An 11,420-nucleotide genomic window follows, 5' to 3' on the forward strand; every position below is an offset into this window, starting at 1 on the left:
CTCTTTAAGTCATCTTAAATGACTCTGAGGTGTCTGTTAAACCCGTGGCGATTCATAATCCCTTTTTCCCATCGGCTTTCAGGAACATAACCTTTTGGCAGGTTAAGCATCATGGCTTGTGGAATAGTAAGATCGACCCGCTGCCGCGACAGGGAGACGTTCACCTTCACTTCTGGGTAAGCAGTTAATTTCACACACTCAGAATCCGCACTGGATAATGCGTCAAAATCTTCAGTTTTAACAAACCAATCCTTAAGATCCTGAATGTTAATGCAGAGCTGAACGGATGACTTATCCCTGGCATCCATCTGCTTAAATGTTAAGAGTTTTGAAGCAATAAACTGACTATTTACATAAACATCAAGGTTATATTCACCAGGAGGCGGCACCTCCTGGGTAAGATATGACAGATCCACCGACGTAGACTGAGAACCTTCAACTTCGAGAAGATGAGGGTTAAAATATTCTTCAGCCGACACAGATGAGCTCACGCAGCCCAGTAAAATAAGCGTATAGATATTAACAACAAAAATATTACTGCATGATGAAAGGCTAGCCGGTGCTGCCTGTGTATTTCTTCCCTGACATGCCGTAATCATTAATGACACTCCATATTACCGCTCTATTCCCTAAGCGTTTACTAGCGCCCAACACTGGTATCCTTAGCGTTGAAAACGGCGCGACAAACCACGAACCAGAAACATCTTTTCCATCAACAGTAACTTTAGAAAAACTCAAATACATTGGACTGGTGTTATTCACCTTCACACCATCACCATCCTGGCTCCATTGTAACTTACTGGCATAGTCTTCTACATTTGCATCCTGCAAGGATGATGGTCTGTATATCAGCTTAATTCTTGAATTTATGGCGAATTGCACAACGTTCTTATCAGCAATATTTTCTGAAGCCGGAATACCTTTAACATTAAGCCAAAACATGGATTCACGGTCTTCAGGTAATGTTCCGCCTGTGCGAACAATGCGAACCGTGCCTTGTTCACTGGCTTTCAATTTAAATAGCGGTGGGGTTGCCACAAATAGATTCTGTTTGGCTGACGTTGGCTCCAGTGATGTTATCCATGACTGAACGATATTCGTGACTTTATCTTTATTTTCAACAGTAATTGTCGCTACTTTATTCGCACCATTAAAGATCAGACGAGTGCCGCCAATGACAACACTGGCCTGCGCGCTTGATACAAATAAAATAGCGATTATACATAAGAATTTCTTCATGTTACACCTGGAAAGGGAGAACATATGTCTCCCTTTTATTCATATATCAATAATAGGTAACGTTATAGGTTACTGTTGTCTGAACAGCACCTTTGGTTACTGTAGCCCCCGTTTTAACCATTTTTGCCGTAAATGGAATGGTAGCGGCACCACTGCTGATATCTACAGCCTGGCCTTCAACGTTGTTTTTCAGCGCGTTGCCTGCACTATCAAATACGCCGACCGCTACGCCAGATGCAGCGCCAGTACTTGCCTGGTTTAAGAAGTAATCCGGATTATTCGTATCAGAAGCTCCGCCAAAGGTAACCTTAGCAGTGGTGGTGCCCCCATCCTCAGTATCAGGACAATCGGCCAGGTTAAACGAGAAGTTTTTCGCAGCACTGTAAGTATAGGTATTCAGGTCTGCGACTGATACGGTCCCCATTTCAACCGTTGAAACGCCGCTATCAATGCTCGCCGTACAAGTTGTATCGGATACCGTGCCTGTGAACAGGATGGTATTGCTATCTGCGCGTGCAACTGAAGCCAATCCGCCGCCGACTAACGCCGCAAACAAACAAGCTAATAATTTCTTTTCCATAATATTATCTTCCTAATTTACTTATCAGCCATCCATTTAGCTGAACAATTCCATTTGGGGTTGTTGAGGTACCTTACTCACCATCTGCTGGATGCCACTTTTGTAAATGACAATAGCAAATCCCCTAAAGATATTATCCTGGCAAATAAACCCTCTTCAAGAATCTAAGACATTAGTTAATTAAAAAGCAGAATTAAGAAAAATTAACACCACTAATATCAGCAAATCAACAAAAGCCATTCTTTTTATAAAACAACCACTTCCCAAAATCACAATCATATTGTTTATTTTAAGTTACAACACCATTATATAATCACAACCAATAACACTTTAAAGCCCTGTTGATAATGACACTATAAATATTCATACTAATCCAGTAATTCATTACCCAATTCATTCACTAAAACGATAAGTCCCGATACGGACATAATTAAAACATATAAAGCAACACCATCATTCACGTGAAATTTATCTTGTTACCATTTTCATTTAACGTCGGTTGGGTTTACCAATGAAAAGAAAGTTAATGATGCTTGTACTCTTGCTATTTTCCACCGGTGCCTGGGCGCAGTGTGAGATATCAGGTATAAATTATGTTTATGTACAACTGCCACCTAAGGTACTCGTCAAATCGGGTAGCTATTCCGCGGGAACCGTTTTGTACGACTCAGGGAAACTCTCGGGCTCAAGAGCGTCTTTATCATCCTGTTATTATAACGCTTATATTTCTTTTCCCTGGGGGGATGCCTACAATGACCATGCGCTGACCAGCGATCATATCTATGAGACGGGCGTCGCAGGAATTGGCTTTAGAATTAAAGCATGGATAAACACCGAAGCAGACGGCAGATTTATCGGAGACTCCAGTACGCACTACATCGGGGATAGCCGCGTCCAGATAGTCAATGGTGGCGGCATATTTAACCAGTGGACGTCGGGATATTATACCCCTCAGTACCAATTACAGCTTGTCGCAACCGGGGGAGCAATACCCAACAATCGTCCATTGACCTTCAGTGGCAACATCGCAGAACTGTACGTTGATGATGATGCCTCCAGTTCTGCGATCGTAATATCCCAATTCAACTTAAGCGCAACAATGGCTATCGAGCTGACACCAATGGGCTGTTCAGTCGATGCGACTAGCTTAAACTTTGCAATGGGTACCGTGGAAAGTAATACCTTTAACGGCTCCAGCACAGCCGGCTCGGCAGCTCAAACGCTTAATCTGACCTGTGAGCCAGGTACTGACGTGACGATGAGAGTTTCGGCAACGGCCGCTGAGGGGGATAACCCTGATGGCAGCGTCATCGCACTGACGCCAGGCAGCACTACCGCAACGGGCGTGGGCGTACAATTAGCGCTAAACGGTACCGTCTTACCGCTGAATACCGACATTTCGCTATTTAAATCCCAGAGGACGAAGGTCACCAATACCAGCGCGGATGCCAGCTACAGCGTGTTCACAAACCCGGCTGACCCTCAGGGTGCAGATGGGACACAAGACTTAGTTTTTACCAGCCAATACTATAAAACCGGCTCAACGATTACCGGTGGTGAAGCCAATGCCAGTGGGACACTGACCTTTACCTACAACTAATCAGAATAAGCGGGTATCATTCTCAGCGTTGATATTCTATAACACCATAATATTTATACGTCTGACATCCATGTATTTCAGATCTAATATTTAGTGCCTAAGTTAAACTTTAATTACAGGGAATCTACCAGAGATGCTGAAAGAGGTAGAAATTTTCACCGATGGCTCCTGCCTCGGTAACCCAGGTCCGGGTGGGTATGGCGCCATTCTACGCTACCAGCAGCGGGAGAAAACCTTCAGCGAAGGCTACCGTCTGACCACCAATAACCGCATGGAAATGATGGCGGCCATCGTGGCGCTTGAAGCGCTGAAAGAGCCGTGCACCGTGGTGCTGAGCACTGACAGCCAGTATGTTCGCCAGGGGATCACTCAGTGGATCCACAACTGGAAAAAACGCGGCTGGAAAACGGCGGATAAAAAGCCGGTGAAAAACGTCGATCTCTGGAAGCGGCTGGACACGGCCCTTGGCAAACATGAGATTCGCTGGGAGTGGGTTAAAGGCCATGCCGGCCACCCGGAAAACGAACGCTGCGACGAGTTGGCGCGCACGGCCGCCAACTCACCAACACAGGACGATGTAGGTTATCAGCCGGAGGCTTAAGCGTCCGGTTTACGATACTGTCGCGTCGCGCCTACGGCCTGCTGAATGCGGTTTTTGGCTTTATTCTGCCGCATCGGGTTAAGCGTAAGCGGAATCGTCCGCTTGCGCGCCACGATCACCTGCAGACACCCCAACGCCGGTAAATGCGTGCTAAGCAACGCCCCGCCCTGTTTTGCCCAAGGAAGCACCTGGAACCGGCTTTGGTGCATCACTTCAAAATTCAGTAGCGCAAGCCAATCCAGTTGACGCATCAGGGTAAACATCCGGCTATTGTAGGGCGTGGATTTTCGCAGCACGGGAACCAGTTTACGCAGCCCCATCAGGCTCACCGGGTTAAAGCTGGTGATAATCAACCAGCCATCATCGATGAGCACGCGGTCGGCTTCACGCAGCAGGCGATGAGGATCGCTACACCATGGCAGCGTGTGCGATAACAGGCAGGCATCCACAGATTTCTCCGCAAATGGCAAGTGCAGAGGGTCGGCTTTCACCTGCATCGGATTGCCTTCCAGCGAAATATTGACCTGATGAGAGATAGCGCAGGCTTCAGTGTTGATCTCTGCGCTGAGGTTTCCCACCTTAAGCAGGTGAAAACCGTACAGCTTGCCCAACCAGGGTTTCAGTTGACGATCGATAGCCTCGCGATAATATTCACCCCAGGGCATTTCCGCCCACGAGACAGGCGCTGAGACTGTTTGAGGTATCCTTGCCGGTTTCATCACAACTTTCCCTACGCGTTTAAGAGGTAACAAATGAATCTTAACAGTATTCCGGCCTTTCAGGACAACTACATCTGGGTTCTTAATGATGAAACGGGCCGTTGTTTGATCGTCGATCCGGGCGATGCCGCGCCGGTACTTGAGGCGATCAAAGCGAATAACTGGCATCCAGAAGCGATCCTGTTAACGCATCACCACAACGATCATGTCGGCGGCGTCGGCGATCTCGTTAAGTCTTATCCGAATATTGCTGTTTATGGCCCTGAAGAGACTCACAACAAAGGGGCAACAAAAATAGTGGCCGATGGCGACTGTATTCACATCCTCAACCAGGATTTTCACGTTCTCGCCACGCCGGGCCACACTTTAGGACATGTCTGTTTCTATAGCGCCCCGTGGCTTTTTTCCGGTGATACCCTGTTTTCCGGGGGCTGCGGGCGTCTTTTTGAAGGTACACCAAGCCAGATGTATCGGTCGTTGCAGAGAATTAACATGCTACCCGAAGAGACGCTGATTTGTTGCGCCCATGAGTACACGCTCTCCAATATGACCTTCGCACTGAGCGTTTTACCGCATGATTTGTTCATTAACGAATACTATCGAGAAGTGAAGGAGTTACGTGCGAAAAAACAAATTACACTCCCCACAACTCTGAAAAAAGAGCGCCAGATTAATCTCTTTTTAAGAACGGATGATATTGATTTAATTAACGAAATAGAGAAAGAAACAAAGTTGCTACAATCTGAGCAGCGTTTTGCCTGGTTACGGGCAAAGAAAGATAACTTCTGATACTTCCGGGTTGCGTTTTCGAAAGTTCGTCGTTATCATCGGTCGTCTTTTAAGCAACTATTGACACACACATGAAGGCAAAAGCGATATTACTCGCCTCTGTCCTGCTCGTGGGTTGCCAGGCTTCACAGCAGGGTAACGTCCAACAGCACGCACAGAGCCTTTCTGCGGCTAGTCAAGGGGAAGCAGGTAAGTTCGCAAATCAGGCACGTTGGATGGACGATGGGACATTCGACATGCAGAACCAGGATTTGTGGGCTTACATTGGCGACGAGCTAAAGATGGGAATCCCGGATAACGCCCGGGTTCGCGAACAGAAACAGAAGTATTTACGAAATAAGAGCTATCTCCACGATGTAACTTTACGGGCAGAGCCGTATATGTACTGGATAGCCGGGCAAGTTAAGAAACGTAACATGCCAATGGAACTGGTATTACTACCCATAGTGGAGAGCGCTTTTGACCCGCACGCAACGTCTGGTGCCAATGCCGCAGGCATTTGGCAGATCATTCCGAGCACAGGGCGAAATTACGGTCTGAAACAGACCCGCAGTTATGACGCACGTCGTGATGTTGTTGCTTCCACAACAGCAGCACTGGATATGATGCAGCGTCTGAACAAAATGTTCGACGGCGACTGGTTATTAACCGTGGCGGCGTATAACAGCGGCGAAGGCCGTGTAATGAAAGCAATGAAGGTGAACAAGTCCCGTGGTAAACCCACCGACTTCTGGTCACTGCCGTTGCCTCAGGAAACAAAATTATACGTACCGAAGATGCTGGCTTTGAGCGACATCCTCAAAAACAGCAAACGCTATGGCGTTCGTCTGCCTACCGCAGATGAAAGCCGTGCACTGGCTCGCGTACGCGTTGATAGTCCAGTAGAGATCTCACAGCTGGCCGATATGGCAGGTATGCCCGTCAGCAAGCTGAAGACCTTTAACGCGGGCGTCAAAGGCTCTACGCTCGGTGCAAGCGGCCCGAAGTACGTGATGGTGCCACAGAAGCATGCGGATCAGCTGCGTGAATCCCTGGCCTCCGGTGAGATTGCCGACCTCCAGCCCACGCTGGTTGCTGACAACACACCGATGACCAGCCGTAGCTATAAGGTACGCTCAGGTGACACGCTGTCAGGTATTGCTTCACGTTTAGGCGTGAACGCGAAAGATCTACAGCAGTGGAATAACCTGCGTGGCAGCAGTCTGAAAGTCGGTCAGAGCTTAACGGTGGGTGCGGGCAGCAGCGCTGCGCGTCTTGCTGATAACAGCAGTATTACGTACCGCGTACGCAAAGGTGATTCGCTCTCGAGCATTGCCAAGCGCCACGGCGTGAACATCAAAGATGTGATGCGCTGGAACCGCGATACTGACAATCTGCAGCCTGGCGATCAGCTAACGTTGTTTGTGAAAAACAACGACCGTCCTGATTCCTGACAGGCAACCATTAAAAAAGGCACCGTTTCCCCCGGTGCCTTTTTCATTTCCCTCGCCCTATTTTGCCGGGCTAAATTCCACAATCAACGGATTATGATCGGAAGCTTTAGTGACCAGAACCGAGGCATCCGCCACGCTTAGCCCACGGTAGAAAACAAAGTCCAACGGACGACCAAACGCGCGACGGCGCTGATCATCATCAAAACGAACGGGGCGCAGCGACATATCGCGAGCGAACCGGTATAGCGCATTCATACGCGGACGACTCCAGGCGTTGAAGTCCCCTGCCATAATCACCGGGCCACTGTGCTGGGCAATCTGTTCACCGATAGGCATCAGCTGCTTGCTATAGACGTCCACGCCGAGGCTAAAGTTAACCGCATGAATGTTGACGACCATCAGCAGGCGCGCGTCAGGAAGTGGGTAAACGGTCACTAACGCCGACTTGGCCAGCCGCAGTATCGGCTCGCGTTCGCGCAATGGGCAGCAGTAAATGGGATGGGCAGCAGACAGCGTCATCACACCTGAGGGGTGATGCGGCAGCGCGAACGCGGGAACCTGATCGGCGGCAAGATAGTTAGTGGTCGCAAACTTTACCAGCTCTGGCGTCGTCTGCGCTTCCTGTAACAGGACCAGATGGGCATCTTTACCGAACTTATTCAGCACCGACAGCCATTCAGCCCGTTGCTGCTTAAAGATGTTCCACACCAGGATGCGAATGTTTTCTTCCGTGCTTAACGGCTTACCCACCGAGAGTGCCTGGCTAATGCTGGTATAAGCGCCGGGTGGAGGCAGAATTCGCTCCGCTGGCTGTCCGGCAATATAGCGCATGGCGTAGGTATTTTTTCGCACTTTCTTTTATAACCTCAATAACGAAAGAACCCGCCTGATTCCAGGAAGGTTCTTCTGTTATAGGGGCTTTTGCCCACGGTTTCAACGCTATTTGTGATAAAGCTGCGTGAACTTCTGTAAGCGCTCGCTTACTCTTAAGCCTTACCCCAGCGCGATGCGTGCAGGCCTATCCAGGCGACCGCTCAGGCCAGTCAGCAACAATGCACCCACAACAATCAGTGCACCAATCCACGGCGTTTGTGCCAGACCATAATGCTCTACCGTCTGGCCACCTACTACGGAACCGATGGCAATCCCGACGTTAAAGGCGGCGATATTCAGACCAGAGGCTACGTCTACTGCGGCCGGGGTGTATTGCTCCGCTTTCTGCACGACATAAACCTGTAAACCCGGTACGTTGCCGAAGGCAAAGACGCCCATCACAAGAATAGTGGCAAGCGCTGCGTACTGAATGGATACCGTGAACTGGAACACCAGCAGCAGTGCTGCCAGCGCCGCGAAGATAAACTTCAGTGCCGGTACTGCGCCGTGTTTATCCGCCAATTTACCGCCCCAGATGTTCCCAATCGCTACCGCCACGCCATAGCCCAGCAGGATCCAGCTCACTGCGCTCGGCGTAAAGCCGGCCAGGTCCTGCATCATCGGCGCTAGGAAGGTAAAGGCCGTAAAGACGCCGCCATAACCTAATGCCGTAATGGCGTAAATCATCAGTAAACGCGGGTGAGTCAGTACTTTCACCTGATCTGCCAGGCTTGCAGGCGCACGCCCTGGAATATTACGCGGGATCAGTACCGCACTGGCAATCAGGGCAATCACACCGAGCAGAGAAACAGCAAGGAAGGTTTCCCGCCAGCCAAAGTGCTGGCCGATAAATGTCCCCATCGGTACGCCGGTCACCAGCGCAACGGTCAGGCCGCCGAACATAATGGCAATTGCTGATGCCGCCTTTTCTTTAGGCACCAGACTGGTCGCAATGGTCGACCCAATGGAGAAGAAGACGCCGTGAGCCAGACCGGTCAGCAAACGTGCGACAACCAGAGTGGCGTACCCTGGTGCCTGCCAGGCTAGCAGGTTACCGATAGTAAACAGCACCATCAGTGCCAGAAGCAGTTGTTTACGCGGCAGTTTACCCGTCAACGCCGTCAGCACCGGCGCGCCAATAGCAACGCCCAGGGCATAAATAGAGACCAGCATCCCTGCGGAAGGCAGAGAGATGGCGAGTTGTTCAGCAATCGTCGGCACCAGGCCAACAATGACAAATTCGGTTGTGCCAATTGCGAAGGCACTGATCGTTAAGGCTAGAAGCGCCAGCGGCATAATTTACTCCACATCATCAGTATTAAGATGACACGTAGTATGCCTGGGTGTTTAAATAACAAAAATATTCAAAATCTCAATAGAATTTTGCTTCAGGTGCAATAATGAGAGCGACATCAGAAGAAATTGCCATTTTCGTGGCGGTAGTGGAAAGCGGCAGCTTCAGCCGTGCTGCTGAACAACTCGGGCAGGCCAACTCGGCGGTGAGCCGGGCAGTGAAGAAGCTGGAATCAAAGCTCGGCGTGAGCCTGCTTAACCGCACCACGCGTCAGCTGAGCCTGACCGAGGAGGGAGAGCGTTATTTCCGCCGCATGCAGGTTGTGTTGCAGGAGATGGCAGCGGCCGAGAACGAGCTGCTGGATACGCGCAACACGCCGCGAGGCCTATTGCGCGTAGATGCCGCCACACCGGTGATGCTGCATTTCCTGATGCCACTGGTGAAGCCCTTCCGTGAACGTTACCCGGAAATGACGCTTTCGCTGGTTTCCTCCGAAACCTTTATCAATTTGATTGAGCGTAAGGTAGATGTTGCGATCCGCGCTGGAACCCTGACGGATTCCAGTCTGCGCGCTCGTCCGCTATTTAGCAGCTACAGGAAGATTATTGCCTCGCCGGAGTATCTTGCCCGCTACGGTAAGCCAGAGAACGTTGTCGACCTCAAAGAACATCTTTGTTTGGGCTTTACGGAACCATCCTCGCTGAATACCTGGCCTGTTTACTGCTGTGACGGCCAGTTTATGGAGATTAGCGGTGGTATTTCGTCAAACAGCGGTGAGACGCTTAAACAGCTCTGTTTACACGGTAACGGTATTGCCTGTCTGTCGGACTATATGGTGGATAAAGAGATTGCTAGCGGGGAGTTTGTTGAACTGCTGGCCGATAAACGGTTGCCGGTAGAGATGCCATTTAGCGCGGTGTACTACAGCGACCGTGCGGTGAGTACGCGTATCAGGGCATTTATTGATTTTCTTAGCGAGTATGTGAAAGGCAATCAGTAATACGGCAATGGGGGGTCCCGGAGTCGGCGTAAACGCCTCGGCCGGGCTACCAGAGGGTTGCAGCCCGGCCGAGTTACATTACCCATTTGGGCTACTTGAGGGTTGTAGCCCGTGATACTGGGTTTATCGCGTAGTTAATCCCACTCAGGAGCCAGACCTTCCGGGCTTACCAGGCGGTCGTTGCAATCCAGCGCAGCGATCGCTTTTTTATCGTCAGCATCTAATTTCAGATCCAGCGCCAGCAGGTTACTCGCCAGGTTTTCACGCTTGGTTGAAGATGGGATCACCGCATAGCCTTCGCCCATTGCCCAGGCCAGAATAACTTGTGCTGGCGTTGCATTATGTTTCTTCGCAATTTGAGCAATCACTTCATCTTTCAGCGCTTTACCATAGGCCAGCGTCATGTAAGAAGTGATGTGAATACCATGCTCTGTTGCCCAATCCACTACCTTACGGTTCTGCAGATATGGGGACAGCTCAATCTGGTTGGTCGCAATATTTTCGACGCCAACGGCAGCAATAGCGCGTTCCATCAGCGGAATAGTGAAGTTGGAGATACCAATCTGACGTGTCAGGCCCTGCTGTTTTGCTTCCAGCAGCGCAGCCATGAATTCTTCTACCGCGACGGCGTCATTCGGTGATGGCCAGTGGATCAGCGTCAGATCAACATAGTCGGTACGCAGCTTCTGCAGGCTCTCTTTCAGGCTAGCAATCAGCTTGTCCTTGCTCAGGTTTTCGATCCAGATCTTGGTGGTGATGAACAGTTCATCACGTGCAACACCGCTTTCAGCAATGGCCTGACCAACGGCCGCTTCATTGTCATAGATTTGTGCGGTGTCGATAGTGCGATAGCCCAGCTCGAGGGCAGTTTTAACGGACGCGATAACAACATCATCTTTCAGGCGGAAGGTGCCGAGGCCAAGTGCAGGGATTGTCATGATTTTCCTCTTTATTTATCAATATTGGTTAACGAAAACCATTATGACGAATGAGAGGATCGGGAAAAAGATCGTTAAACGCAGAGGATTTTTGCTAAAACAGCAATAATTAGACTACAGACAAAGAAAAAGCCCTGAGCAATTATGCTCAGGGCTCTTAATAAGTGGCGGAACGGACGGGACTCGAACCCGCGACCCCCTGCGTGACAGGCAGGTATTCTAACCGACTGAACTACCGCTCCACCGAATTTCTTTGTCACTACCCGGATTATTCATCCCGGTTTACTGCAATTTGATGCCTGGCAGTTCCCTACTCTCGCATGGGGAGACCCCACACTACCATCGGCGCTACGG

The 11,420-nt window shown here is 50.0% G+C and carries 12 protein-coding genes and 1 tRNA gene; 5 read left to right on the plus strand and 8 right to left on the minus strand.

The window, feature by feature from the left end:
• Positions 1–14: 14 nt before the first annotated feature.
• From V6940_RS22405 to V6940_RS22415, 3 genes are read right to left on the minus strand one after another with little or no spacing between them, the layout of a single operon-like run.
• A complete protein-coding gene (locus V6940_RS22405; RefSeq protein WP_333497377.1) occupies positions 15–599 on the minus strand; it encodes a FimD/PapC N-terminal domain-containing protein in 585 nt (194 codons plus the stop codon).
• Positions 553–1,239 (minus strand): fimbria/pilus periplasmic chaperone, encoded by a 687-nt coding sequence (locus V6940_RS22410; RefSeq protein WP_333497378.1) that lies wholly within the window; start codon positions 1,237–1,239, stop codon positions 553–555. The genes V6940_RS22405 and V6940_RS22410 overlap by 47 nt, the downstream gene beginning before the upstream one ends.
• A gap of 46 nt (positions 1,240–1,285) precedes the next feature.
• A complete protein-coding gene (locus V6940_RS22415; RefSeq protein WP_333497379.1) occupies positions 1,286–1,819 on the minus strand; it encodes a fimbrial protein in 534 nt (177 codons plus the stop codon).
• Positions 1,820–2,330: 511 nt separating this feature from the next.
• Here V6940_RS22415 and V6940_RS22420 point away from each other — a divergent pair.
• Together V6940_RS22420 and rnhA are read left to right on the plus strand one after the other, a co-directional pair.
• A complete protein-coding gene (locus V6940_RS22420) occupies positions 2,331–3,419 on the plus strand; it encodes a type 1 fimbrial protein (protein WP_333497380.1) in 1,089 nt (362 codons plus the stop codon).
• Between the two features lie 133 nt (positions 3,420–3,552).
• Positions 3,553–4,020 (plus strand): ribonuclease HI, encoded by a 468-nt coding sequence (gene rnhA / locus V6940_RS22425; protein ID WP_333497381.1) that lies wholly within the window; start codon positions 3,553–3,555, stop codon positions 4,018–4,020.
• Here the strand turns inward: rnhA and V6940_RS22430 are convergent.
• The gene (locus V6940_RS22430; protein WP_333497382.1) at positions 4,017–4,739 is read right to left on the minus strand and encodes a class I SAM-dependent methyltransferase; all 723 of its coding nucleotides are present in this window, start codon (positions 4,737–4,739) and stop codon (positions 4,017–4,019) included. The two genes, rnhA and V6940_RS22430, sit on opposite strands and share 4 nt — an antisense overlap.
• Before the next feature lie 33 nt (positions 4,740–4,772).
• On the opposite strand from V6940_RS22430, the gene gloB reads away from it, so the two are divergent.
• Together gloB and mltD are read left to right on the plus strand one after the other, a co-directional pair.
• On the plus strand, positions 4,773–5,528 hold the full coding sequence (gene gloB / locus V6940_RS22435; protein ID WP_333497383.1) for a hydroxyacylglutathione hydrolase: 756 nt from the start codon (positions 4,773–4,775) through the stop codon (positions 5,526–5,528).
• 71 nt (positions 5,529–5,599) lie between these two features.
• Positions 5,600–6,961 (plus strand): murein transglycosylase D, encoded by a 1,362-nt coding sequence (gene mltD / locus V6940_RS22440; RefSeq protein WP_333497384.1) that lies wholly within the window; start codon positions 5,600–5,602, stop codon positions 6,959–6,961.
• A gap of 57 nt (positions 6,962–7,018) precedes the next feature.
• Here mltD and V6940_RS22445 read toward each other — a convergent pair whose 3' ends face one another.
• Both V6940_RS22445 and V6940_RS22450 read right to left on the minus strand, forming a co-directional pair.
• Positions 7,019–7,813, minus strand: a complete 795-nt coding sequence (locus V6940_RS22445; protein ID WP_333009988.1) for an endonuclease/exonuclease/phosphatase family protein — start codon at positions 7,811–7,813, stop codon at positions 7,019–7,021.
• A 141-nt stretch (positions 7,814–7,954) separates the two neighbouring features.
• Positions 7,955–9,130 carry an MFS transporter gene (locus tag V6940_RS22450; protein WP_333497385.1) on the minus strand — a complete coding sequence of 392 codons (1,176 nt, stop codon included), beginning with the start codon at positions 9,128–9,130 and terminating at the stop codon, positions 7,955–7,957.
• A 104-nt stretch (positions 9,131–9,234) separates the two neighbouring features.
• On the opposite strand from V6940_RS22450, the gene yafC reads away from it, so the two are divergent.
• Positions 9,235–10,128, plus strand: coding sequence for a DNA-binding transcriptional regulator YafC (gene yafC / locus V6940_RS22455; RefSeq protein WP_333497386.1), 894 nt, complete (start codon positions 9,235–9,237; stop codon positions 10,126–10,128).
• A 134-nt stretch (positions 10,129–10,262) separates the two neighbouring features.
• On the opposite strand, the gene dkgB is transcribed toward yafC, so the two are convergent.
• Both dkgB and V6940_RS22465 read right to left on the minus strand, forming a co-directional pair.
• Positions 10,263–11,066, minus strand: a complete 804-nt coding sequence (dkgB, locus tag V6940_RS22460) for a 2,5-didehydrogluconate reductase DkgB (protein ID WP_333497387.1) — start codon at positions 11,064–11,066, stop codon at positions 10,263–10,265.
• Positions 11,067–11,231: 165 nt separating this feature from the next.
• A tRNA-Asp gene (locus V6940_RS22465) sits at positions 11,232–11,308 on the minus strand.
• Positions 11,309–11,420 lie beyond the last annotated feature (112 nt).

Source organism: Kluyvera sp. CHPC 1.251 (assembly GCF_036759945.1).
In the GTDB taxonomy this organism is placed as follows: domain Bacteria; phylum Pseudomonadota; class Gammaproteobacteria; order Enterobacterales; family Enterobacteriaceae; genus Kluyvera; species Kluyvera sichuanensis.